The sequence below is a fragment of the Enterobacter sp. HG048 genome (assembly GCF_024702055.1).
In the GTDB taxonomy this organism is placed as follows: Bacteria; Pseudomonadota; Gammaproteobacteria; order Enterobacterales; family Enterobacteriaceae; genus Enterobacter; species Enterobacter dykesii.
On the sequence record NZ_JANLIZ010000012.1, the window covers coordinates 58,627 to 84,308 of the forward strand.

A 25,682-nucleotide genomic window follows, 5' to 3' on the forward strand; every position below is an offset into this window, starting at 1 on the left:
ATGCAATTCGGGGCATTGCGCGGTACCGTTTAGTAGTATAAATACCCATTACTTTCCTCATACACTTCATGGATGCTTTTCGTTGAAACGTTGTCTGCTCTCTTTTGCCGCGCTGTGTGCGGTGAGCTTTTCTACCGCCCAGGCAGCCCAACCGCTGACGGCGCCCGTTTTAGCTTCAGATATTGCCGATCGCTACGCGAACCTTATCTATTACGGCAGCGGCGCGACCGGGATGGCGATGGTCGTCATCGACGGCAACCAGCGTGTGTTCCGCAGCTTTGGCGAAACGCGACCAGGAAATAACGTTCACCCGCAGCTGGATTCCGTTATCCGCATCGCGTCCTTAACCAAGCTGATGACCAGCGAAATGCTGGTGAAACTGCTCGACCAGGGCGTGGTGAAACTCGACGACCCGCTCAGCAAATACGCGCCTCCAGGCGCCCGGGTTCCAACCTGGCAGGGTACGCCGATTCGGCTTGTGAATCTTGCCACTCACACCAGCGCCCTGCCGCGTGAGCAGCCAGGCGGGGCAGCGCACCGTGACGTATTTGTCTGGCCTACGCGCGAACAGCGCTGGAGCTACCTGAGTACCGCCACGCTGAAGGCGGCTCCGGGTTCGCAGGCCTCTTATTCAAACCTGGCCTTTGACCTGCTGGCGGACGCCCTTTCAACGGCGGCTGGCAAACCCTACACGCAGCTGTTTGAAGAGCAGATAACCCGTCCGCTGGGTATGAAAGACACTACCTTTACCCCATCCCCGGATCAGTGCCGTCGCCTGATGGTGGCGGAGAAAGGCGCCAGCCCCTGCAATAACACGCTCGCGGCCGTGGGCAGCGGCGGGGTCTATTCCACGCCTGGCGACATGATGCGCTGGATGCAGCAGTTCCTCTCCTCAGATTTCTACGCTCGCACCAGCCAGGCCGATCGCATGCAGACCCTGATTTATCAGCGTACTCAACTGCACCGCGTCATCGGGATGGACGTGCCGGGTAAAGCCGATGCGCTCGGCCTGGGCTGGGTCTATATGGCGCCGAAAAATGGCCGTCCGGGTATTATTCAGAAAACCGGCGGCGGCGGCGGATTCATCACCTATATGGCCATGATCCCGCAGTCAAACGTCGGCGCGTTTGTGGTGGTCACCCGCTCCCCGCATACGCGTTTCGTCAATATGAGTGACGGGATTAATAACCTGGTGGCAGAACTGAGCGCCAATAAGGCCCAGGTGCTCACCGCATCTAACTAAATTTAATATTCCGTGGGCAAGCGGTTAATGCTGACCAGCTTGCCCCGGCTCATATTGATATAGTTTCCTTGCCTCAGAGCGGCAAGAACTTCGGCAACAACGGAACGTGAAATTCGTGTGCTTTGTTGAATATGATTCATCACACCGATTTTTGAACGCAGCGTTTCATCCCATTCCGCCATATTCAACAGCATCGAGCGGATCTGGTGATAGGAGTTATTTCCAACCAGCTGCTTATCGCGTTTCTCAAGAATGTAATTTATCCAGGATAACCAGCAGAAGGCCTCTTTCCAGAGTGAATACTGCTGGATGAGCTGACGGGTGGTTTCCGTGGGCAAATAAAAACCGGTACAGACCGTTTTAGCCATCACCCTGTATTCCTGAGAGTGATTAATCATCACCGTAGACAGACCGAAAATAAAAGGGGCTGTCGCAATCCCTACCAAAAGCTCATCAGAAGAACGATAAACCTCAATAACACCGGTTTGTAATACGATCGTACAAGGCTCATTCCATTCGCCTGACGTAATTAATTGCTGGGGCGCACATGTAAAAGGGGTACTGGCCGCTGTTAAATACTGTTCGAGCCGGCGTAATTCAGAAAGCGGTTTCGCATTAACGTTCATGCAGACCTCAAGACATCCGTATTTGTCGGTTCAATATTATTTTTATTACTTCTATAAAAAGTGGGGGAGATAACTACTCCCCCGCTTTTATTCATTACCAGGTATATTTCACACCCAGATTTGCGCCCCAGTTCTGGTCAACGTCACCGCCGCCCAGATAAGTGGCATCCGTGTAAGCGCTGAAGTTCTTCGTGAAGCTGAACTGAGTGCCCAGCCCAACGCGAACAGCGGAACCTTTCACGCCGTTATCAATGCTGTCACCGTTAATATCGGCATTGTTATCGGCGTCGTCATAGACGTAGGCCAGTTTGAAGTAAGGCGTCAGGGCCTGTTCACCGCCGTAGTTGAAGGTGTAGCCCGTATCAACACCGAGTTCATAACGCAGGCTATCGTAAGATTGCCCATCCATGCGCATGTCATTGCTCAGACGATAATCATCACCAGACTGGAACAGGCCAGATACGGCTGCATATGGCGTAACGTAGCCAGAGAGGTTTGGTTTCCAGTCATAGCCCAGCTTCAGCCCAAAACCAACAGCATCATTAGTGGTATTGCCGTCAACATACTGACCGTTGCTCATGTTAGCGGAGAGATCGCTGTTGAAGCGGGTGTAGCTCAGGGAGCTGTCGAGGAACAGATCGTTCATGAACTTCGCAGACGCGTAGATCATCGCCGTCTGACTATCCTGATCGACCTGACCGGTACGATCGCTGATATCACCTTTCGCGAAACCTGCCGCCCCACCGACGATCCACTTCGCATTATTACCGTCAATCTGGGTATCAAGACCCACCATAATACCGCTCACGTCCTGGTCGTAGCTGATAACGCCATTGTCACCGTCGAAGTTGCCGCCGAAGTAGCTCACCCACGCCCCGCCGTTATCCGCCAGGCCGTGACGGCTGTTGGTCAGACGCGTGCCAACGGAATCCTGCTGCAGATTCCAGATATTGGTATTGGCTGATGGGATGCTCAGCGCCATATTCGCAGAGTCGGTCAACTCTTTCTGCTGAAGGACAACGGCGTCACCCTGCTGCTGTGCCTGATAGGTGTAAGCACCTAAATCCGCTTTGTTTGCGGCAGTAAAGCTGGCAGTGGTATCCGCGTTATTGTCATAGACGCGAATAATCTCTTTGTTTTTGTAATCAACAACGGAACCTGCACCGGTCGCATCGTCGATGCGTACCTGGTAGTTACCTGCCACGTCACCGTTCACTGACAGATGGCCATCTGAGTTCATCGCCACAACACCGTAGTCGTAGTCGGCATTGTACTTATCGTTAGTGATATAGCGTGCGTTGTTCAGATCGCTGTTCAGGACGTAATCACGGCTGGCAACGTTAAGTACCCCGCCATCGGTCAGTTCCAGATTATGCGTATCAACCTGACCCAGCCCCAGCGCCAGCTCAGCACCGCTATCCACGGTGATGGTGTTGGCATACAGTTCGGCCGTTTCTTCCGTCAGTGCCGCACGGCTATAGCTGTCCAGATACAGATGGTCGGTCGCCACGCCACCGCTGTCCCCAATATTCATTGATGAAGCATTGGTCAGGGTGATGGAGTCCGCCAGCAGACCAGAGTCTTCAACGTTAACCTGAGACTGGTTGTTTACCGTCAGCGTGTCGATATTAGAAAGCTTGCGGGTATCCCACTCTGAGCCGTTATCCAGCGCGATGTTAAACAGCCCGCTCTGATATACCGCTTCACCCGTAACGTGTCCGTTGCTGTCATAGGTGGAGTCCGGCCAAATGCTGTTAGGGGATAGAGTGCTCCAGTCTACGTTGCTGTAGCCCTGGCCATACATCTGCGCAGTACCGATAGCCTCGACGCTGGACTGCGCTGCGCCGACCCATTTGCTGCCGTTGGTGAGAGTCACATCCAGCTTATCGGTGCCATCCCAGCCGTTGGTGGTTGGGTTGTAGATGCCATCGTCGGTGGTATCGGTTGCCGGATCGCCGTTCGGATAGAAGTTGTTGTCGAAGGTGCTGGAGAAAAGAATATCGCCAGTAACGGTGGAGTGATCGAACGTGGCAGTGGTCTGCATCGCGTTATCAGACGCGCTAGCAGCAACGATCAGCGCCGCATCATCCGCTGCCGTGGCATTCGTTTCACCGTAGTCGCCAGGCTTCGCGGTTTGACCGTAGAACCCGCTGGTCCCCAGATCGCTGTATGCGCCTGAGGTCAGAACGGAGTCTTTCACCACCAGCGTGTCTGTAAATACTTTGCTGCTGTTGGCTACGCCTTCAATACCGTCGTAAGGAGTGTTATCCAGTTCCTGATACCCCTGCGTCAGGGTAATACCGGCAATGTGGGAATTATTCTGGATAACAATATCGGACTCCACATCCAGGGTAATCGCATTACCCAGATTATACGTGTCCAGATAGTGTCTTTCCGTATTTTCCCCATTCACGACGTCATACGCATAATGCTCATAGGTATCGTTAATGGTGGAATTATCAACGGTCAGGCTAAAACGATCGTATTGAGAATGGTTGGTGCCATCGGTATCCAGACCGTCCGCACACGAGGAAGTCATACACTCCGAGGTAATCATGCCATTAATAGTACTGTTGGAAATACTTAACGCATTTGCCCGGCCATTGATGCCATCATCCAGATAGTATGTTGAAATAACGCCATTCACGGTGCTTTTATTAATCACCGGATAAATATCACCGTCGTGTGTCGCGTCTGAGTAATCCCAATCGGCATAGCCATAATACCAGGGAGTGGAAGCGGTATTATCGTATCCGAATGTATTATAGGTCGTACCGGAAATATCCTTCGCATTGGCCTGAGAAGCGATAGCCAGTGTGCAGGCTAATGCAAGTTGAGATACAACGAGTTTCTTTTTCCATGTTTGCATTGGGTCATCCCTCCTCAGGGACGTAAGCAAGTTTGTCCATCATTGAATTTGCAACATCTAATTGCGGAGGGAATTATGCAGTTTCATTTGAAAAAGGTTCAATGAATGTTTCCATTAAGTCCGTATTCAGACTAATAACACTTCAAAAGCGACAAACGCATGGGTCACTCGAGATTAATATTATAAAAACAAAAAGTTAAAATACAGGTACACCAATGCAAAACATATAATAACAAATAATAAATCATTTTTAATGATGCATACCCATTAATATAGAAACAACACGAATATCTCACCTCCTTTCAATAATATCCTGAACGGTATTATATACTGATGATATGAAACCCGATCTGCCGCATTTCGCAAAAACAAAATGCCCACTTTAGTAAAACACCTGGCTTCACTTTGCGGTACACTAGCCTTCTTTGTTCCACAAACATCAGGCATACCATGACCGATTTAATTGCACGTCCCCGCCGCCTGCGCAAGTCACCTGCACTGCGCGCTATGTTTGAAGAGACAACCCTGACCTTAAACGATCTGGTGTTGCCGATTTTTGTCGAAGAAGAGATCGATGACTACAAAGCCATCGAAGCCATGCCGGGCGTAATGCGCATTCCGGAGAAATATCTGGCGCGTGAGATCGAACGTATCGCCAACGCGGGGATCCGCTCGGTGATGACCTTCGGCATCTCTCACCATACCGATGCCACCGGCAGCGACGCGTGGAAGGAAGATGGTCTCGTCGCCCGCATGTCCCGCATCTGCAAAGAGACCGTGCCGGAAATGGTGGTAATGTCAGATACCTGCTTCTGCGAATACACCTCTCACGGCCACTGCGGCGTGCTGTGCGATCACGGCGTGGATAACGATGCTACCCTGCTTAACCTCGGCAAGCAGGCGGTTGTGGCTGCCGCTGCGGGTGCGGACTTCATCGCGCCCTCTGCCGCAATGGACGGACAGGTTCAGGCGATCCGTCAGGCGCTGGACGCGGCGGGCTTTACCGACACCGCCATCATGTCTTACTCCACCAAATTTGCCTCCTCCTTCTACGGCCCGTTCCGTGAAGCTGCGGGCACAGCGCTGAAGGGCGATCGTAAAACCTATCAGATGAACCCGCTTAACCGTCGGGAAGCCATTCGTGAATCCCTGCTTGATGAAGCCCAAGGCGCAGACTGCCTGATGGTGAAACCGGCTGGTGCGTATCTTGATATCCTGCGCGACATTCGCGAGCGCACCGAGCTGCCATTGGGCGCTTACCAGGTCAGCGGCGAGTACGCGATGATCAAATTCGCCGCGCTGGCCGGTGCGATTGACGAAGAGAAAGTGGTCCTCGAAAGCCTCGGCGCCATCAAACGCGCAGGCGCGGATCTGATCTTCAGCTACTTCGCGCTGGATCTGGCTGAGAAAAAAATCCTCCGCTAATCTTCACCAAACTGCAATACAACCGACATCTGCTCCTTCTACTGTCTTCGCAAGACGGCAGGAGGAGTAACCATGTTTAGCCTCGATAGCGTTCTCGACGATCTTTGGCCTCAGGCGAGGCCTGCACCCTGGCAAAAAAGTCTGTTAAAAAGACTGTTTTACGAAGACGAATTTCAGCAATTTGCCGCAGCCCACCGCCACCTGAAAGGGCTGGATATGGTGGAGCAAGTTCTGGAACACCTTGATATTCTCTGCACCGTTTCCGCCCGCGATCTCGAACAAATCCCCGAACATGGCCCACTGGTCATTATTGCCAACCACCCGACGGGTACGCTGGACGGGCTGGCGCTGATGTACGCCGTCTCCCGCGTGCGTCGCGATGTTAAAGTCGTGACCAACCGGATGCTGACTCACCTTGAGCCCCTCAGCTCGCTGTTTATTCCGGTGGACAATATGGGCGGCAGGACGGCGAAATCGTCCCTGGTTCAGATGGAACAGCATCTGCAAAACGCGGGCGTGCTGATCTTCTTCCCGGCCGGAGAAGTTTCCCGCCCCACGCGCAAAGGCATTCGCGATAAAAAATGGCACTCCGGCTTTATCAAACTCGCCAGCAAGCTGCGCGCCCCGCTGCTGCCGGTGCATATTCAGGCGCATAACAGCCTGCTCTTTTATGCCAGCACGCTGGTCTCCCCGACGCTGTCGATGCTGTTACTGATGCAGCAGATGTTCCGCCGCCGCCACGGCCAGCTACCGATTAAAATCGGCCAGCAGATTGCGTGGCATCACTGGCACAGCGCCACCCTTTCGTCGCGTGAGATGGCCGAGCAGTGCCGTCAGCACGTGATGCGTCTTGGCAAGGGAGTGCCCGGCGTCTTTAAAACCCAGTGCGCGATTGCCCGTCCGGAAGACCGGGCCACCCTGAAACGCGCGCTGGCGCAGGCCGAATGTCTGGGCAATACCAGCGACGGTAAAACCATCTATCTTTGGCAGCGCAACGGTCAGGAAGACGCTCCGCTGCTGCGCGAGCTGGGCCGCCTGCGCGAGATTGCCTTTCGCGCGGTGGAGGAAGGGAGCGGTAAGCGCCGGGACACCGACTGCTACGACGATGATTATCTGCACCTGATCCTGTGGGATGATGAGGATCTGGAGATCGTCGGCGCGTATCGCTTTATGCCGACCGCCAGACAGGTTGAACGTCGCGGTCTGGAAGGGTTGTACAGCTATAGCCTGTTCCACTACGACGACAAAATGCAGGACGTGCTGGAGCACGGCATTGAGCTGGGGCGCAGCTTTATTCAGCCGCGCTACTGGGGACGCCGCGGCCTGGACTATTTATGGTCCGGCATTGGGGCTTACCTGGCGCGTTATCCGAACTATCGTTACCTGTTTGGCCCGGTCTCAATTTCCGGGGGGTTACCGCCAGCCGCGCGGGATCTGCTAGTGGCCTTTTACCGTCTGTGGTTCCCGGCGACGCATCCGCTAGCCGCCTCGCGCCAGCCGTATCCCGCGTCCCTGCCGGACGTGCTGGCGCAGTTTGGCGGCGTGGATTACGTAGACGACCTGACAAAGCTGAAATCCCTGCTCGGCAATCTGGGCTGCGGCATTCCGCCGCTCTACAAGCAATATTCCGAGCTTTGCGAGCCCGGCGGCGTGCAGTTTATTGATTTTGGCAGCGACCCGGCGTTCAACAACTGCGTCGACGGGCTGGTGCTGGTGGATTTGTGTTACCTGAAGGCGAACCGCTACCAGCGGTATATTGAGGCGCACCTTTAAGCGTGCAGTTTTTTGTAGGCCGGGTAAGGCGTAGCCGCCACCCGGCCTACGGGTACTACAGGATCAAGGGCGGTAAAACGGCTTATCGCCCAAAATCGTCGCCCGCTGCATAATCCGGCGCTGCGGCAGATAGTCCGCATTGGCATAATGCTGCGTCACGCGGTTATCCCATATCGCCAGGTCATTCTCCTGCCAGCGCCAGCGCACCTGAAACTCCGGCTTAGTAATATGCGCGAACAGGAATCCCAGCAGCGCATCACTCTCTTTCTCGGACACGTCCACAATGCGCGTGGTGAACCCTTCGTTCACGAACAGCGCCTGTTTGCCCGTCACCGGATGGGTCCGCACCACCGGGTGCAGCAGCGGAGGATGTTTCGCAACCGCCTCCTGCCAGCGCTGATGCTCCTCTTCGCTTTTGCGATACTTGTATTCCTGAAACGATTTTTTGAAGTCGTGCTCCGCCCTCAGCCCGCTCAGCAGCGTCCGGAACGGCGCGGAGAGCGCCTCATACGCTGCAATCCCGCTGGCCCACAGCGTATCGCCCCCCGTATCCGGCAGCAGCTTCGCCGCCAGAATCGCCCCGGCGGGCGGCGTCTCGATAAAGGTCACGTCGGTATGCCAGTTGTCGTTATCCGGCGGGTTATCGTTGTGGGTGTCCAGAACGATAATCTCCTCCACACCTTCCGCATGCGGATAGACGGGGTGGATATGCAGATCGCCAAAGCGCAGGGCCAGCGCGCGCTGCTGCTGCGGGGTGATCGCCTGCTCGCGCAGGAAAACGACCTGATGACGCAGCACCGCGTGGTACAGCTGCTCGAACTGGTTATCGCTCAGCGGACGGGTCACATCCAGGCCCGACACCTGCGCGCCAATGTACGGCCCCAGCGGGGTAATGGTCAGACGTTCACTCATTGTATTTCTCCATGCCAGGGCGTCAGGCGGCGCTGTAACGCGCGCAGCCCCAGTTCTAATCCGAAGGCGATCGCGGCGATCGCCGCGATCCCTGCCAGCACCACGTCAGTCGCCAGGAACTCTCCCGCCGACTGCACCATAAATCCAAGGCCGCGCGTGGCCGCAATCAGCTCTGCCGCCACCAGCGTGGACCAGCCCACGCCGAGGCCGATGCGCAGCCCGGTTAAAATTTCCGGCAGCGCGCCCGGTAAAATCACGAACAGCAGCACCTGCGTGCGGCTGGCCCCCAGCGACTGCGCCGCCCGGATCCGCACCTGCTGGGCGCTCTTCACGCCTTCCAGCGTTGACATTGCAACCGGCGCAAAGATCGCCAGATAGATGAGTAAAACTTTGGGCGTTTCACCTATGCCGAACCAGATAACCACCAGCGGCAGCCAGGCCAGCGGCGGCACCGGGCGGTAAAGCTCGATCAGCGGATCGAGGATGCCTCGCACCGTCGGGCTCAGCCCCATCGCAATACCCACGGGAATGCCGATGATGACGGCAGCCAGAAGCGCCACCAGAATACGCGCCAGACTTGCCCCAAGATGCTGCCAGAGCGTGGCATCCATAAAGCCCTGCGGCCCGGCGATGGTAATGAGTTTGGCCAGCACCTGGCCCGGCGGGGGCAGAAACAGCGGGCTGATCCACTGCTGGGCAGCAACCGCCCACCACACCGCCAGCAGCACCAGCAGCGTACCGACGCTCAACGTGATTTGGCGCGAGAAAGGCCAGCGCAGCGCCAGACGCGTGCGACGCGTTTTTTCACTGAAGACGATGCTCATGAGAAGGCCTCCCGTTGTTCAAACACGCGGCTTAAAACGTATTCACGCTGTTCGATAAACAGCGGATCGGACTTAATGCTGCGCACGGGTTCTCCCGCGACGTAGCGGCGGGCGAAATCCAGCGGCAAACGCTCCAGCACGCGGCCCGGCCCCGGCGAGAGCAGCACCAGCTCCGTCGCCATAAACACCGCCTCTTCGATATCGTGGGTAATCAACAGCACCTGCTTGCCCGTCTCGTGCCACAGGCGCAGCAGCAGGGTTTGCATCTGCTCGCGGGTGAAGGCATCCAGCGCCCCGAACGGCTCGTCCAGCAGCAACAGCTGCGGATTAGCTGCCAGCGCGCGGGCAATACCTACGCGCTGCCGCTGGCCGCCGGAAAGCTGCCAGATAAAGCGTTTTTCCGCCCCTTCCAGCCCCACTTTTTTCAGCATCGCCCGCGCCGTTTCCAGCCGCTTTTCGCGGTTGATGCCCGCAAGCTGCAGCCCTAACGCCACGTTTTCCTGCACGTTGCGCCAGGGGAGAAGCCCTTCATTCTGGAAGACCACGCCGCGCTCGGCGCCCGGGCCTTCCACCTTTTTGCCTTCCAGTTGAATGGTGCCATGCTGATAAGGGACAAACCCGGCGATCAGATTCAGCAGCGTGGTTTTTCCGCACCCGGACGGGCCCAGCACCACCAGCAGCTCACCGCTGTCCAGCGTCAGGTTGATCTCCTCCAGCGCGGGCTTACCGCCGTAATCGGCGTACAGGTTCGTAATATTCAGCATGGCGGACTCCTTATTTCACAAAACGATCGGTCACGTACTGGCTGTAATCCGCCGCCACCGCAGGCACTTTGCCCTGCTCTTTCAGGAAGGTGGCGGTATCCACAATCGCTTTGTTCACCGGCCCGGTCAGCTGCTGCACCTGCTGCGCGGGCGTCAGATAGGTATTGCCTTTCACCAGACCCGGCACGTCCGCTTCCGGCACGCCGCTCAGGCGGGAGAGTTTTTCCAGGTTAGCAGGCTGCTTCAGCCATTCATCCGGGTTGCTGATGTAAGGCTGCTGAGCGTCAATCGCGCTTTTGGCGAAGGCTTTCACCACCTCTGGATGCTTCTCAGCGAAGTCTTTGCGCACGACCCACACGTCGAGGGTAGGCGCGCCCCACTGGCCCACTTTTTCAGAGTCGGTCAGCACGGTACCGTCTTTTTCCAGCTCGTTCACGGCCGGAGCCCACACGTAGGCCCCGTCAATATCCCCGCGCTGCCAGGCGGCGATAATCGCCGGCGGCTGCAGGTTGATAATTTGTACCTGACCCGGCTTGATGCCCCAGTGTTTGAGCGCCGCCAGCAGGCTGTAGTGGGTGGTGGAGATAAACGGCACGGCGATGCGTTTGCCGATCAGATCCTCAGGTTTGGTTATGTTTTTCTTCACCACCAGCGCTTCAGAGTTACCGAGCTGCGAGGCGAGCAGGAAAACCTCGATCGGCACCTGCTGGCTGGCCGCAACCGCCAGCGGACTGGATCCGATATTGCCGATCTGCACGTCGCCGGAGGCTAACGCACGCACCACGGAGGCGCCGCTGTCGAACTTGCGCCAGTCGACTTTCGCGCCGCTCTCTTTGGCAAAGGTGTTGTCCGCCTGCGCGACTTTCGCCGGTTCAGCAGAGGTTTGATAGGCGACGGTGACGTCCACCGCCTGCGCCTGAAATACCCACAGCGCCAGTGCGCCGAGAAGTGTGATTCGCGATGAAATTGCCATAGTGCCTGCTCCCCTTGTTGTTATGAGGGCAGTATTTCCGGCGCGGGAATTTTGATAAAGGAATAAAAATGAATCGCTCATAACGATTCGTTTTTAGATAAAAAGCGGGAAAGGATAGTTGGTTTTGTGCGGTTGTTTTTTTCCCCTCTCCCCGTGGGAGAGGGTCAGGGTGAGGGCATCAGCGCTTCGCGGTAAGCTCAGCAATATCCTTCGGCGTGGTGCGACAGCAGCCGCCAATCAGCTTCGCTCCGGCGTCCAGCCACTGGGGCAGATACCCCGCCAGCGTCTCGCACGCTTCGCCGTGGTGGTGCCAGGTTTTAGTTACCGCGTCATAGTGCTCGCCCGAGTTCGGATAGACCACCAGCGGCAGCGACGTCAGGCTTTGCAGATGCTTCAGCGCCGCCGTAGTGTTTTCCAGTGCGATGCAGTTAATGCCCAGCGCGACAATGTGTGGAGAATTCGCCAGTACGCTGACCACCTCACGCAGCGGCGTACCGTCGCTCAGGTGCTCGCTGTCGCGTAAGGTGAACGAGAACCACGCCCGGGCGCGGGGATATTCAGACAGCAACGCCGCCAGCGCCTTAATCTCCTCAAAGGATGGTAGGGTTTCGCAGGCTAACAGGTCTGCGCCCGCATCCAGCAGCGCTTCCACTCGAGGACGATGGAATGTGGTGAATTCTTGCGCACTGCGCACATAGTCGCCGCGATACTCTGAGCCATCCGCCAGATATGCGCCGTACGGCCCAACGGAGCCCGCTACCAGCAGCGTACCCGCGTGCGGATTTTCAGCCAGATACGCTTCGCGTGCCTTACGCGCCAGCTCCACGCTTTTACCAATCAGCGCGCGGGACTGCGCCTCGTCCAGACCTCGCGCCGCAAACCCCGCAGGCGTGGCCTGATAGCTGGCGGTGATCGCCACCTGCGCGCCCACTCGATAGTAGTCGAGATGCACTTCGCGGATAAGATCCGGGTTTTCAACCAGCACTTTGGCAGACCATAGGCTGTCTGCAAGGTTACAGCCGCGCGCTTCCAGCTCCGTTGCCATCGCGCCATCCAGCACCACAAACGGCTGTTTTTCAAGGATGGCGATAAGCGGGTTATTCTGCGACATGTTCAGGCTCCTGCGATGTCATGTTTCGGGTCAGGTAGTAGGCACCATAACACAGGGCGACAAACGGGATCCCGCAATAAAGGGCAATGCGCTGGCTTGGGTCAAACCACAGGCCGACACAGGCCACCACGCAGAGGATAAAACCAAGCACCGGCACCAGCGGATACCACGGCGCGCGGTACTGCAGCGCAGAGAGCGGCTGCCCGGACTGCAGATGACGACGGCGGAAAACGAAGTGCGACGCGCAGATGCTGATCCACACCGCCACCACCGCAAAGCCAGAAATCGCCGACAGCGCGACAAAGACCGTATCCGGGGCCACGACGCTTGAGAACAGCGCCAGCACGCCGCCGAGCATGGAAACCGAGAGCGCCGTCAGCGGCACGCCGTTTTTGTTCACCCGGGCAAAGCAGCGCGGGAGTGTTTTCTCATTAGAGAGCGACCACAGCATGCGCCCGGACGCGTACAGCCCTGAGTTCGCCGCCGAAAGGATCGCCGTCAGGATCACAAAGTTAAAAATATCCGCCGCGTAAGGAATCCCCACCTTCTCAAATACCAGCACGAATGGGCTCTTTTCCACCCCCGCCTGCTGCATCGGGATCAGCGCCGCCAGCACAAACACGGTGCCGATAAAGAAGATAATCAGGCGCGCGATGGTGGTGCGGATCGCAACCGGAATCACCTTGTGCGGATTTTCCGTTTCGCCCGCTGCGATGCCGATGAGTTCTGTCCCGGAAAAGGCAAAGTTCACCGCCACCATGGTCATCAGGATCGGCAGGCCGCCGTGCGGGAACCAGCCTTCGGCAGTGATATTGCTTAAGCCCGGCGCGGGGGAACCGTCCTGCATCGGGATAAAGCCAAAGACCACCGCCCCGCCAAGGATAATAAAGGCGATGATGGTAATGACTTTGACCAGGGAGAACCAGAATTCGCCTTCAGCAAAGAAGCGCGTCGAGATGACGTTCAGGCCAAAAATCACCACGCAGAAGACCACGCACCAGGCCCAGACGGGCACCTGCGGGAACCAGTACTGCATGCAGAACCCGGCGGCGGTAAAGCTCGAGCCGAGCGCCACCGTCCAGGTGAGCCAGTAGAGCCACGCCACGGTGTAGCCCGTCGCCGGGCCAAGATAGCGGGCGGCATAGACGTGGAACGCGCCGGTTTCCGGCATCGCCACGGAAAGTTCGCCCAGACACTGCATCACCAGCCAGACCACCAGCGCGCCTATCAGGTACGCCAGCAGCGTCCCTGCCGCCCCGGTCGTTGAAATGATGTAGCCGGTATTGAAGAATAACCCTGTCCCAATCACGCCGCCCAGCGAGAGCATAATCAGGTGGCGTGTTTTCATGGTGCGCTTAAGCTGCCCATTTTCTTGTTGTGTTTGCATATTACCTTCTATACGTATGGACATCTAAACATCCAAAGAAGGTGTGTTATACCGCGATTGTTAATAAAAAGCTAGATGACAAGACGCAAACGGGCACGCCTCGCGCTGAGTCTGGGGTGGGTTGTGAGGATCACATAGAGAATCGGACGCCAGGCCATAAGCACCTCCGCAAGCAGATACTTACAGCATGGTGCGGGAAGCGGCGATCTTCGGTCAGTCGAAAGTGGTATCCGTGAAGAGCGGATTCATACCGCAACACTGCCTGACACTCGGCGCAAGGTTGGTAATTCTCACAATCAGTTCTATAGTCGACACAGTTTCTTAGTAACCAGGATTGACTGATGCGCTTTAACGGACTGACCAAAGGTTTCTTTATCTTTATTCTTGCCCTCGTGACCTGGGCCTTCTTCGACGTGCTGTCGCCCTACTTCTCCGCGATACTCTGGGCTGCCATTCTGACCGTCATCTTCAACCCGGTAAAAAACAGGCTGCGCGCAGCGCTGGGTGATCGCAACGGGCTTGCCTCGCTGTTGACCATTGGCATTATCTGCCTGATCGTCTTTATTCCGTTGATGGTGATCCTCTCCTCGCTCGCCATTGAGCTGAACGTGGTGTATACGAAGCTCCAGGAGAACAACACCCAGTTCCCGGAAGTGGTGGCGAGCATCTTTAACCATCTGCCTGACTGGGCCAGCGGCTTCCTGGCGGATCACAACCTGACCAACGCGGCGCAGATCCAGAAAAAACTCTCCGATGTTGCCCTGCAGGGCGGGCAATATCTCGCCGGCAGCGCGTTCCTGATCGGCAAAGGCACGTTTGGCTTTGCGATTAGCTTCGGCATCATGCTGTATCTGCTGTTCTTCCTGCTGAAAGACGGCCCCTATCTGGTGCGCCAGATCCTTGATTCCCTGCCGCTGTCTGATTTCGCTAAACAGCACCTGTTCGCCAAATTCGTCGGCGTTTCTCGGGCGACGGTAAAAGGCACGGCGGTGGTCGCGGTGGTGCAGGGCACGCTCGGCGGGATTGCGTTTGCCATTGCAGGCATTGATGGCAGCGTGCTCTGGGGCGCATTGATGGCCTTCCTCTCGCTGGTGCCCGCCATCGGCTCGGCGATTGTCTGGGTGCCCGCCGCAATATTCCTGTTCGCCACCCATCAGCTTTGGCAAGGGCTGTTTATTGTCGGCTTCTTCGTAATTATCGTCGGGCTGGTGGACAATATTCTGCGCCCGCTGCTGGTGGGGAAAGACACCAAAATGCCGGACTACCTGATTCTGATCTCCACCCTCGGCGGCATGGAGCTGTACGGCATTAACGGCTTTGTGATCGGGCCGCTCATTGCCGCGCTGTTTATCGCCTGCTGGAACCTCTTCTCTGGGCGCGATCACGAAGGTAATGCCGAAGAGCTGGACCCCGACTTCATCGAAGAAGGAAAAAATCCTCCAGAATTGTGAGGATGTGACGATATACACCATACCAGGCGGCGCTGTGCCGCCTTTTTTTTCGCCTTAAATCAGACGTTTTCTATAATTTGAAAGAACGCCATCCTACTCATGTCGTAAAAGGATCATCTGGTGCGAATCGCGACGATAACCAACTGGGCCTATGGTGCCACGGTCTGCCTGACCATCGCCTCCGGCATCATCATGCTGATGGCGTCCAGTGCTGATACCCTCGAGCGTCAGGCCGTTGAACAACGGCAGATGTTCGATCAGCTCACTGAAGATATTGAAATCGATATCTGGGCGCAGTCTGATTTAGCACGGCTGTACGTCATTAAAAAAGATCCTCAGGTTCTCAAGGAATATAACCAGGCAGAAAATAGCCTGAAGAGCATCGAGCTTCGGCTGGAAAAGTTGCAGGATAACGGCGCATCGGATGAAGAACTGGCCCTGCTGCATGAAGGAATAAAGATCGTCGATGAACTGCAGGACGAGCAGCAGACGGCACTAACGAGCGCGGCGCAGGGAGAAGATGCTAAGGCCGTTGCGCTGATCTACGGCGCGCCCTATGAGCTGGAGCTGGAGCGCGCGCAGAGCCAGCTCGATCACTTCCGCCAGATACTCGACAAACGCGTCATCTCCTCCGTTCAGGACGCGACAAAAAAATCGAAAGCGCTGCGTACGGCCTCTGAGCTGATGGTCGGCCTGACCGCCCTGCTGTTCCTGTTTGTTCTCGGCTTTATATTGAAGCGCCGCGTGCTGCGCCCCGTGGTGCGTCTGAGCGACGTGGTACATCGTCTGGCGTCCCAGGATTACGCGGTTGAAACGCCCAATTTCCACCAGATTGATGAGATTGGCGATATGGCCCAGGCCATCCGCATTTTCCGCGAAAACGGCCTGGCGCGACAGCGTCTGGAGAAAGAGCGCGATGCCGACTGGGCCATCCGCGAGCTGCTGGCGCGCATGACCCAGCGGCTGCAGGGGTGTGAGAACTTTAACGATGTGATTAACGTGGCGGAGCTTTTTGCGCCTAATATTGCGCCGGGGATCGCGGGCCGACTCTACGTCCTTGACCGGGAGCCGTGGCAGATGCGCTGCGTCGCGCAATGGCTTTCACCGGTTGGTGAAGAGATAAGCTTCCATCCGGACGAGTGCTGGGCCGTGCGCCGCGGGCAGAGCCACCCGCCGGTAAACGGTGAGCCGGATGTCGCCTGCTACCATCTGCCGTCCTCCCAGGCGGAAAGTTCCCTGTGCGTGCCGCTTATCGCCCAGGGCGAGGCCATTGGCCTGCTCTCCTTCCAGAATATTACGGCGGACAACGCCCCTTCCCGCGCCTATCTGGAACTGATGGCCGAAGCGCTCGGGCTGGCGCTGGCCAACCAGCGTCTGCGCGACGCGTTGCTGGAAAAAGCCTTGTTCGACCCGCTCACCGGCCTGCGTAACCGTCATCATCTGGAAGATACCCTGCAAACCCAAACGGCACAGGCGTTACGCACCGGCGAACCGTTAAGCTGCATGATGATAGACATCGATCACTTCAAGAGCATCAATGACCGATTCGGCCATGAAGCGGGCGATCAGGTAATTAAAAGCGTGGCGTCAATCGTTCAGCGGGTCGCACATGACAACGGACTGGCGTTCCGCTACGGGGGCGAGGAGTTTTTGGTGCTGCTTTCTGGTGCCGATGAAGCAGGCGCGTACGCCTGTGCGCAGAAGATTTACACCGGCGTACATGAGCTGTCGCTTCGCTACGGACTGACCGAGATTGGGCCGATTGATGTGTCAATTGGCATTGCCAGCTACCCTCAACATGCCCAGACCGACAATCTGTTGCGCGCCGCGGATGTGGCGCTATACCGGGCAAAAGAGCTGGGACGCGCGCGGATTGTGAGTTTTGGGATGCTGGAGGCGGTTTAGCCGGTCAACAGATCAATTATGGCTCTGATTACTGCCGGCGAAGGCACTCACTGGCCAGATATGCCGGCAATACCTCTGAAGGGGGAACAGATATTTACCCCGAGTCGCTTCCATGCTTCCACGGCACGAACAGCCAGCTAAGCGCTGAGCTTAAACCTTCTCCCCACAGGCGCAAAGTATAAACTTTTCGTGATATTCTTTTTTTTGCCTGCCTGGCTTATATACTCGAAAATAATCGTGACCGGCTCGAAAAAATACTTAACACGAATATTTCCGTTCTCAACATAAGTGCCACTACGATTATTTACACCTAATCGTCTTCTCTATTATCTCTGAATTATGAATGTTTCGCTTTCATTATTGGGCCTAACGGGTATTACATTTCTGCTATGGAAAAACGTCTATGTATAAGCTGGATTTCAAATCCCAAAAAACCTGGGGAGCGCTGGCGTCGATTGCTGTCATCGCAGGGGTATTAGCATCCGTATTGGCGTGGACTGCGGGTTGGTTCGGATCTCGTACCGTCAGTCAGTCGTTAGTGTCAGAAACACCGAAACCGTTTCCTGCCGGCTTTCGTCGTGCGCACGGGAAAGGCATCTGTTTTGCGGGTACGTTCACGCCAGACGGTGCAGCAACGTCTTTATCAACCGCACGCCTCTTTTCCCAATCAAAAACCCCCGTTGTAGGACGATTCTCTATTGGCACCGGTAACCCATATGCCGCGGATACCTCGACGAAAACGCTGAGCATGGCGCTATTGCTTAAAACGGATGACAAACAACAATGGCGTATGGCAATGAACAACGTGCCATTCTTCGCAACACGGGATCCTGAAGGATTTCTCGCCATGCCAAAAGCGCTCGCGGTAGATGGGTCTACCGGCAAGCCGGATCCGCAGCGCCTTGCGGCATTTTTAAAAGCGTATCCCGAGGCAAAGAAATACCTCGCGTGGGCGGCACAAACCCCGGCTCCCGGTAGCTTTTCCGGTGCGACGTTTAACAGCATTAATGCTTTCTACCTTATCGACGCTCAAGGCCATAAACAGCCGGTACGCTGGATGATGCGCCCGCACGATCTGTTTATGCCTTTGGATGAGACGGTACGGCAGAAGGTCGATCATGACTTCCTTTTCGAAGGTATCAGCCAGAGACTGGCACAGAAACCAATCTACTGGGATATGGTTTTGCAGCTCGCACAGCCGGGCGATCCGGTGGATGACCCTTCCCAGCCATGGCCGGACGATCGCAAAAAGGTGGTAGCCGGCACGCTGGAAGTGACGCGCGTCGAAACACAATCCACAGGCGCGTGCCGCGACGTTAACTTTGACCCTTCGATTGTTCCTGCAGGCGTTGCGGTGTCTGATGATCCCATTTTAAACGCCCGCTCCGCGGCCTACTCCCACTCTTTCAGCCGCCGTGAGCGGGAAATCGGCTACGGCAAGGCCACCGAAGCCGTGCAAAAGCAGGAGGTAAAATGAGCTCGAATAAAGACATGCGAGAGCACGCGCCGCAGCATTTCAATACCCTGGCGCGAAGCCTGCACTGGCTGATGGCGGTGATGATCCTGGCCATGCTTTTCATCGGTACCGCGATGATGACGTCGTTACATCACCGGATTTGGTTAATCGACCTGCACCGGCCGCTGGGTATCGCCATTTTACTGCTGGCACTGGTGCGTCTGGTCAACCGGCTTCTTAGCCGGACGCCGCCACTTCCTGCCGATTTGCCCATCTGGCAGGTGCTTGCAGCAAAGGCATCACACTGGATACTGTATGGGTTAATGCTGGCAATGCCGCTGCTGGGGTGGGCGCAACTGTCGGCAGCGGGCCTGCCAATCGTAATGTTTGATGGCGTCAACCTGCCGGCGATTGTCCCCACCAGTCCAGTGCTGTATGCCTGGTGTCACGATGCCCATAGCCTTCTGGCAAAGTTGCTTTTTGCTGTGGTGCTGGTCCATCTCTCTGCCGCACTCGTCCATGCGTGGATCTACCGGGACGCAGTGTTTGCCAGCATGGCGAAAGGGGGATCCAGGAGGACATGAAGTAAGGCAAGCGCTATGGGACACGCTCAATCGGAATGTTAGTGTTCTCGCTTATCATCGTGATCCTGAAACAGCGTACACACCCGGGGCGCGTATTTAGTCTCCAGATTCGCGCCCCCAAAAAGCCACGGGCACCTCAAAATTGTCGTCGAAGTTAATATCAATCAATTAAAGCGATTATTTTTTAAACAGAAGTGCATTCATGCCCGCAATTTTAGCTTTTATCAAAAAGTTAAGCGTCGCTAGAGTATCAAAAACCCTCTCACCCACAACGCATAACCCATTGATTAAAATGGGTTTACATCAATAAAAACGATAAAAACCCTTACTCCCCAACAAAATATATCAACTCGTGTGATATCTAAATTATAATTCTTATACTTCTGTTAAAAAGGTGGAGGCCAAAATGCGATTAACCCTACTGCTGTTATGCTGTCTGGTACAAAGTGTAACCTGGGCTGGCGAACTGCCAAAACCAGTTGGTAAACCCATTTTAACGATTTACGGTAATATAGAAAATACCAATGAAAATGGAAAAGCAGTGTTTGATCTCGCCAGCCTTGAAAAACTGGGTGTGGTGAGTTTCGAGACGACATCCCCCTGGTATAATGGACGTACTAAGTTTGAGGGTGTCCCCATGAACAAACTCATGGATTATGTGGGTGCGAAGGGGACTAACGTTAATGTTATTGCGCTCAATGATTACTCTACCGTGATCCCTCTCAGTGATTTCAAAAAATACAACGCCATACTTGCTTTAAAGGTCAATGGCGAATATATGCGCATCCGAGATAAAGGCCCATCATTCATTGTTTACCCCTATGACAGTCTTCCTGAGTTGAATAATCAGATTTATTACTCGCGATCAGCATGGCAGGTTAGCAAAATGAAGATTGAGTAGCCGTTCAGGAGAACATAATGAACAGGATACTGGTTGGTATCATTTTTTCTCTTTTTATCACGACAGGATATATTGCATTTCTTGTTTACGATCGACAGCAGGAATTGCAAAAACTGACTCAATACACTGAGTCCTGGTCCGTGGCACAACTGGTATCAGAGTATTACCGTTTTGAATCATGGCTTGGTCTATACGCAACCGATACCGATGACGTTACGATAGACCAGGTCCGCATGCGTCTCGAAATTATGCTAAGCCAGAGCGATTTAATGAAGGGGGGAGATTTAGGCCGCTATATTGACAGCGATAAAGCGCATCAGGAACTCGCTTTGCGCTTAGAAAAAATACTGACCTATCTGGATAGCCATCTTGAAAAAATGAGCCATCCGGAGTTACAGGCATACCTGACAAATATGCATGATCTCGATGCGCCGCTAAGTCAGCTTTCTGCAACGGCATTGACGAAAGATATTAACACGGTTAATGAATCCAACCATAAAATACAGATCCTGTACTATATTTATTCCGTACTTTCATTACTCCTTGTGATTTTAAGCTTTATTCTGGGTTTCTTAATGATCTACCAGAATAAAAACATTCTCAAAGCACACATGCAGGTTAAAAGCCTTGCTGACGAACTTCAAATATCAAAAGAAAAACTGCAAATTCAGAACTCGAAGCTGGAGTATGATGTTTATCATGACTCCCTCACCGGCATGAAAAACCGCCTTTTCTTCTGGGACGATCTCAACAAAATTACTCTTCAGGCCGATAAAAACCACACCCCTGTCACGGTAATGCTATTTGATTTAGACCGATTCAAAGAGGTCAACGATACCTATGGCCATGATGCCGGAGATTTGCTGTTGAACCAGGTATCCAGACGCCTCACCTCAATGAGCAGCGCCACTGATACATTTTACCGTTTGGGCGGAGATGAATTCGCTCTGCTTTCCAGCGGCCTCACCGAAACAGCAGCCGTTTCGCGCGCCAAAGAGATAAGCGAGCATATCAGCCAGCCCTATACGATTAATAACCAGCTGATAAAAATCGCCACCTGTGTGGGTATCGTGTTATCGGATAATGAACGGCGCTCTGATTATCTTTATAAATTTGCCGATCTGGCGCTCTACGAAGCCAAAAAAGAGGGTTCACAGCAGATAAAAGTCTTCCGTCAGTGGATGCTGCAAAAGCTGCAGGAAAGTAGAACCCTTGAACATGATATGGCACTGGCGATCGATAACCATGAGTTCGTTGTTTATTATCAGCCTATTGTCGATTCATTCAGCAATGAAATTTACGGCTACGAAGCGCTTATTCGCTGGATACATCCGGTGAAGGGGATACTGTCACCTGATTACTTTATCTCTGTCGCTGAAAAAACGGGGATGATCAATCAGATTGGCAAAAATGTGCTTGAGCTTGCCTGCCGGGAAGCGGTCTCATGGGCGGTTCCGGCAAGGATCTCTGTGAACGTCTCACCCGTTCAGCTGGGCACGAAATCCTTTACGGCGATGGTACAGTCCGTCCTGAAGGAGACAGGACTTCCGGCAAACCGTCTTGAATTAGAAGTTACGGAGTCTTCGCTCTTCAGTGACAGCAATACGCCGATCACTATTCTCAAAAAGCTCAGAACGCTCGGTGTAAAAATTTCTATCGATGATTTCGGAACGGGCTATTCGTCGCTATCAAGACTGAGTGAACTGAATTTTGATAAAATTAAAATCGATAAATCCTTTGTGAACCCAATATCCACGCAGGATGATGCCCTTAATATCGTTAAATTAATTACCGGCATGGCGAAGAGCCTCAATATGAGGGTCATTGCAGAAGGCGTTGAAACCGAAGCGCAGCTTGAACGTCTTCAGGCGCTTGGCTGCGATCTCGTTCAGGGATATCTGTTCGGAAAACCACAGGCTGAGATTGACAGGAAGATTAGGTACGGTTGAAATGGTTGCGCGGTTGTTTCTGACCCAAAACCCTTCAGGTGATTGATAATCAAAGGTTATAATATGAAAAAAACAGCCCCGGACTATACGCCTGTTGATTTATCTCGTTGGGCAAGGAAAGAGCATTTTGAAGTCTTCCAGTCATTTGCTGAGTGTACAATTAACCAAACGGTTCTGATCGACATCACCGCGCTGCGAAAACATATCAAAGAGGTGGGCTGGAAGTTTTACCCTACGATCATTTTTCTCCTGTCTAAAATCATGAACCGGCATCCTGAGTTCCGTATGGTCATGAAGGACGATGAGCTTGTCATATGGAATGAAGTTCATCCCAGCTACACCATCTTCCACCCAGAAACGGAGACCTTTTCGTCATTGTGGAGCCACTTCGACGGCAATATTCATCACTTCCAGAACACGTATGCAGAAGATACGGCGCACTATGGCAATAACCTTTCATACTGGCCTAAGGAAGAGACCCGCGAAAACGTCTTCTTCGTCTCGTCTATTCCGTGGGTAACGTTTACGAACTTTACGATGAATATTGCGCATATGAAGAACTTCTTTTCCCCAATGTTCACGTTTGGTAAATACTACGAACAGGATGGAAAAGTGCTGTTGCCTCTCGCGGTGCAGGTCCATCATTCGGTGTGCGATGGTTTCCATGTGGCAAGGATGTTTAATGAGTTGCAGGTGATGTGTGATGGTTTGCCGGAGCTATCGAAGGAATGTAATGGCTAATGCGCAAAAAATGAGCATGCTCTTTATCTTAAGTTATAGAGTATCAGGGTGATGCTTTTCTATAACTCATCCTTCCGCTCGTCAAGCTAGTAGACAAAGCTCCTCTCGTGTCAGCCCTCTGTTTCTGTCAGGGGTATTTTACCGATCATTTTCCACCATTTTTTTGCAGTGGTAATCAGTAATCGTAACCGGATATCCATAGCTTTTACCCGCCGCCTTTGGCCTCGATAGCATTTTTACACACTGCTCCAGTGTAAGCTTATGGCACGAATAATGTTTCCATGAGACAGGCGCCCCCCCTGCCTTGTGTATTAATCCTGTGATTAGATACATTTTTCCTTTCTCAATGCTTCTATATAGATAATATTAATTACTGAAACTTATACTGAGTCAACCAATCCAGCATTAACAATCTTTTGTTGTTTCAGGTTCCGAAATATATTTCGCTCAGTCCAACCTGAAAGCCAGAGCATCAACGTATGACTTACAGCGATATATTCTGTAAGAAATGAATTATGAACGCTTACGCTCTCAATGCCTGCAGACTTTTTGACAGCATGGTAATATCTTTGGACTACTTTAGCATCTTTACTGCTGGCCTTAATCCAGGTGACATAAGTTTCAACACCCTTTGAAATTAATTCCATACTTCTCTGAGCCGCAGAAGTTAATGTGGAATGAACATTATAATTGTAATTGAGTGAGACCTGCGCTGTTCTTTTCCGTAAAGAGTGAAGATCTATTCATACGAATCCCTTCTTCAAGGAATTGTTTTTTATGAAATATATATTGCGGGCGAATGACGTTTGCATCTATCTTATAAAAAAAACCAGCAATACCCAGTGCAAAATATTGACCATCAGAGATAATATAAATTCTAAGCAAAATAAACATCCTGTTGTACGTTTTTCCTGCCACGCCTGAAACAATTATTACCTCTGATTCCGTGACGATTTTCTTAATATTTTAGCGGGAGATTATGCACTCCACGTAGAATCCCTCTTTCAATCGTAATATAACCACCTGTTTTAAGATCTGATAATATACGCATTATACTGCTTCGGGACATGCGGGTTTTACAGCGGATATAGTTCTCAGCCGTAATGAGCTCCCTAATTTCACTCGGCTTTGCCATCAATTCAATCAACTGATGGCGGATTGAATCATAACTATTAGGCGTCGATAGTCTGTAAATGACTTCAGATACAGATGAAATAAGCGCCATTTGATAACGTGCGAACTCTTCCCATAAATTTTGAGTCGATAATAAATTAAACAATGCTTCTTTGGAAACGATCGCAACCTCGGATGTTAATAATAGTTTGATGACATATTCTGTTTCACTGTCTTTAATGAGTGGTATGTAACCTCTTAGTGTTGGCGCATCAAAAATTTCCAGTAATACTCCGTCAGGATACCGATACAACGAAACCGCACCGCTTTTAATGAAATAACATTTTTCATTATGTTTTTCATTAATAGTAAACCGAGTATTTGCACCATAATTCTCATAATTCAAAAATGGTTCAATTTTTTCCATTATCACTTTAAGATAATGGGTATCAGTGCGGGTTGATTTTTTTTTCATAGTTGCAACCAAAACAAGCCAGTAGGTATAATATATAGCACAGGTTTTGCATTTATCAACTTAATGCTTATGTTTTAAGGTGATGGACTTCAACTGTTCGCACCAGCAGTTCACAGACGTTGCATCAAAAAATATAAGATTCATATTCTTATCAAGGATCAGGGGTATACAGGGATAATGCTCAGGTTTCCCCTCATTCAGAAGGGCACTCACTTCACCTTCGGCAAAGATACTCAGATCAAAAAAACGCAAATACCATTTTTTAAACTCCTCAAAGGAGTGGAGGACAATAAGCGTCTGTTTTTCCGTTTTTAAGTTAATCACGGTTTGCATAAATCTCCCGTTGAACCTTTTATACGATATCAGATAATGCTCTTAAGCATAGCCTTAAGGCGCAGAAACTCAAATGAATATCGAGTCCAAATTGGGATCTATGGCAAGTCCCCCTTAAATATATAACTCATTGGAATATAAAAATTTTTATTAAACCCCAATTTATAGCCATACAGAATTGTCACTTTTTGCATTAGTCACATTATAACAGCACAAAAGAATTTTATCTTTTGGCTTTACTTAATGAAAGCATAGCTATAGTAGACGCTGACCAATCATTATTATGGGCATGGGTTTATTTTTTATATTTTAATTCGTTTAAAATAAAAAGTTGGTTCATTACCACAATTCACGAGGTCACAATGAATCCTAACTTATGTAAATTCTCGGGTACAAAGCAAACCACTCGCATTCAGTGAGATAAAAAAATGCCTGGCTTCGTGATTGAGATGACTTTGACGTTCCCAGTTCTGCTGTAAAAATTAGCAGGGAATGCCCCCCTCGCTGAGTCATAACTTCATCCGGAAAGCTTTCCGGTGAAAAAATTCTGACATACGGCCAAAACGAATAACATTCTGCGCCCATTTTGCCGGGCTGAGATACCGTTTCCGGCATGCGTAAAATACGCCTACTGGTGTTCCAGAAACCGTTCCCCTTCCCAGCCTGACTGCGTCCTTCTGCTTCCCCACAGCCCCCACCTAAACATCCGCACATGATTGATCCTCAGTATGGTGCCGTCGACGTTCACCGTGCTGTTTGGGCCACCCGACGTGTCGGTCATACGCAGCGCGGACCGGCTATCGGTAACAGGATCTGCCCATGGTAACGAGGCAGAAGAATATCTACGGACATGATCCCCTTCTTTGT

The 25,682-nt window shown here is 52.8% G+C and carries 23 protein-coding genes; 10 read left to right on the forward strand and 13 right to left on the reverse strand.

Annotated elements, in window-relative coordinates:
* Positions 1-82 precede the first annotated feature (82 nt).
* Positions 83-1,243 (forward strand): D-alanyl-D-alanine-carboxypeptidase/endopeptidase AmpH, encoded by a 1,161-nt coding sequence (gene ampH / locus NUX24_RS14770; protein WP_047650404.1) that lies wholly within the window; start codon positions 83-85, stop codon positions 1,241-1,243.
* Between the two features lie 2 nt (positions 1,244-1,245).
* Here the strand turns inward: ampH and NUX24_RS14775 are convergent, their stop codons facing one another.
* Positions 1,246-1,869, reverse strand: a complete 624-nt coding sequence (locus NUX24_RS14775) for a helix-turn-helix domain-containing protein (protein WP_047650403.1) — start codon at positions 1,867-1,869, stop codon at positions 1,246-1,248.
* A 94-nt stretch (positions 1,870-1,963) separates the two neighbouring features.
* Positions 1,964-4,738, reverse strand: coding sequence for an autotransporter outer membrane beta-barrel domain-containing protein (locus tag NUX24_RS14780; RefSeq protein ID WP_257832465.1), 2,775 nt, complete (start codon positions 4,736-4,738; stop codon positions 1,964-1,966).
* Positions 4,739-5,188: 450 nt separating this feature from the next.
* Between NUX24_RS14780 and hemB the strand changes: the two genes are divergently transcribed.
* Both hemB and NUX24_RS14790 read left to right on the forward strand, forming a co-directional pair.
* Positions 5,189-6,163, forward strand: a complete 975-nt coding sequence (gene hemB / locus NUX24_RS14785) for a porphobilinogen synthase (RefSeq protein ID WP_028017695.1) — start codon at positions 5,189-5,191, stop codon at positions 6,161-6,163.
* Between the two features lie 72 nt (positions 6,164-6,235).
* On the forward strand, positions 6,236-7,936 hold the full coding sequence (locus NUX24_RS14790) for a lysophospholipid acyltransferase family protein (protein ID WP_257832468.1): 1,701 nt from the start codon (positions 6,236-6,238) through the stop codon (positions 7,934-7,936).
* A 63-nt stretch (positions 7,937-7,999) separates the two neighbouring features.
* On the opposite strand, the gene tauD is transcribed toward NUX24_RS14790, so the two are convergent.
* The 6 genes from tauD to mmuP form a co-directional block, all read right to left on the reverse strand.
* On the reverse strand, positions 8,000-8,848 hold the full coding sequence (gene tauD / locus NUX24_RS14795) for a taurine dioxygenase (protein WP_257832469.1): 849 nt from the start codon (positions 8,846-8,848) through the stop codon (positions 8,000-8,002).
* The gene (gene tauC, locus NUX24_RS14800; RefSeq protein WP_126329135.1) at positions 8,845-9,672 is read right to left on the reverse strand and encodes a taurine ABC transporter permease TauC; all 828 of its coding nucleotides are present in this window, start codon (positions 9,670-9,672) and stop codon (positions 8,845-8,847) included. The genes tauD and tauC overlap by 4 nt, the downstream gene beginning before the upstream one ends.
* Entirely contained in the window at positions 9,669-10,436 is a 768-nt protein-coding gene (gene tauB, locus NUX24_RS14805) for a taurine ABC transporter ATP-binding subunit (RefSeq protein ID WP_257832472.1), read from the reverse strand. Before tauB ends, tauC begins: the two co-directional genes overlap by 4 nt.
* Before the next feature lie 10 nt (positions 10,437-10,446).
* A complete protein-coding gene (gene tauA / locus NUX24_RS14810; RefSeq protein ID WP_063955276.1) occupies positions 10,447-11,409 on the reverse strand; it encodes a taurine ABC transporter substrate-binding protein in 963 nt (320 codons plus the stop codon).
* A gap of 178 nt (positions 11,410-11,587) precedes the next feature.
* A complete protein-coding gene (gene mmuM, locus NUX24_RS14815; RefSeq protein WP_257832477.1) occupies positions 11,588-12,520 on the reverse strand; it encodes a homocysteine S-methyltransferase in 933 nt (310 codons plus the stop codon).
* Positions 12,507-13,907: an S-methylmethionine permease gene (gene mmuP / locus NUX24_RS14820; RefSeq protein WP_257832479.1), complete on the reverse strand. Its 1,401-nt coding sequence runs from the start codon at positions 13,905-13,907 to the stop codon at positions 12,507-12,509. Before mmuP ends, mmuM begins: the two co-directional genes overlap by 14 nt.
* Before the next feature lie 341 nt (positions 13,908-14,248).
* On the opposite strand from mmuP, the gene NUX24_RS14825 reads away from it, so the two are divergent.
* The 7 genes from NUX24_RS14825 (at position 14,249) to catA (ending at position 22,894) form a co-directional block, all read left to right on the forward strand.
* Complete coding sequence (locus NUX24_RS14825; protein ID WP_193804977.1) at positions 14,249-15,358, forward strand: AI-2E family transporter; 1,110 nt, start codon at positions 14,249-14,251, stop codon at positions 15,356-15,358.
* A gap of 120 nt (positions 15,359-15,478) precedes the next feature.
* Positions 15,479-17,263, forward strand: coding sequence for a diguanylate cyclase (locus NUX24_RS14830; protein ID WP_257832481.1), 1,785 nt, complete (start codon positions 15,479-15,481; stop codon positions 17,261-17,263).
* A 403-nt stretch (positions 17,264-17,666) separates the two neighbouring features.
* Positions 17,667-18,740: a catalase family peroxidase gene (locus NUX24_RS14835; protein ID WP_257832483.1), complete on the forward strand. Its 1,074-nt coding sequence runs from the start codon at positions 17,667-17,669 to the stop codon at positions 18,738-18,740.
* Positions 18,737-19,303 (forward strand): cytochrome b, encoded by a 567-nt coding sequence (locus tag NUX24_RS14840; RefSeq protein ID WP_047650392.1) that lies wholly within the window; start codon positions 18,737-18,739, stop codon positions 19,301-19,303. The genes NUX24_RS14835 and NUX24_RS14840 overlap by 4 nt, the downstream gene beginning before the upstream one ends.
* Positions 19,304-19,709: 406 nt before the next feature.
* Complete coding sequence (locus tag NUX24_RS14845) at positions 19,710-20,204, forward strand: molybdopterin-dependent oxidoreductase (protein WP_047650391.1); 495 nt, start codon at positions 19,710-19,712, stop codon at positions 20,202-20,204.
* Positions 20,205-20,221: 17 nt separating this feature from the next.
* Positions 20,222-22,153 (forward strand): bifunctional diguanylate cyclase/phosphodiesterase, encoded by a 1,932-nt coding sequence (locus tag NUX24_RS14850; protein ID WP_257832487.1) that lies wholly within the window; start codon positions 20,222-20,224, stop codon positions 22,151-22,153.
* A 63-nt stretch (positions 22,154-22,216) separates the two neighbouring features.
* Positions 22,217-22,894 (forward strand): type A chloramphenicol O-acetyltransferase, encoded by a 678-nt coding sequence (gene catA, locus NUX24_RS14855; RefSeq protein ID WP_257832489.1) that lies wholly within the window; start codon positions 22,217-22,219, stop codon positions 22,892-22,894.
* 138 nt (positions 22,895-23,032) lie between these two features.
* Here the strand turns inward: catA and NUX24_RS21920 are convergent, their stop codons facing one another.
* The 5 genes from NUX24_RS21920 to NUX24_RS14875 form a co-directional block, all read right to left on the reverse strand.
* Positions 23,033-23,227: a DUF1187 family protein gene (locus NUX24_RS21920; protein ID WP_072015499.1), complete on the reverse strand. Its 195-nt coding sequence runs from the start codon at positions 23,225-23,227 to the stop codon at positions 23,033-23,035.
* Positions 23,228-23,274: 47 nt separating this feature from the next.
* The gene (locus NUX24_RS14860; RefSeq protein WP_214576021.1) at positions 23,275-23,541 is read right to left on the reverse strand and encodes a hypothetical protein; all 267 of its coding nucleotides are present in this window, start codon (positions 23,539-23,541) and stop codon (positions 23,275-23,277) included.
* Between the two features lie 37 nt (positions 23,542-23,578).
* The gene (locus tag NUX24_RS14865) at positions 23,579-23,788 is read right to left on the reverse strand and encodes a hypothetical protein (protein ID WP_257832492.1); all 210 of its coding nucleotides are present in this window, start codon (positions 23,786-23,788) and stop codon (positions 23,579-23,581) included.
* Between the two features lie 64 nt (positions 23,789-23,852).
* Entirely contained in the window at positions 23,853-24,482 is a 630-nt protein-coding gene (locus NUX24_RS14870) for a helix-turn-helix domain-containing protein (protein WP_072015498.1), read from the reverse strand.
* Between the two features lie 60 nt (positions 24,483-24,542).
* On the reverse strand, positions 24,543-24,815 hold the full coding sequence (locus tag NUX24_RS14875) for a hypothetical protein (protein ID WP_047650388.1): 273 nt from the start codon (positions 24,813-24,815) through the stop codon (positions 24,543-24,545).
* Positions 24,816-25,682: the final 867 nt, after the last annotated feature.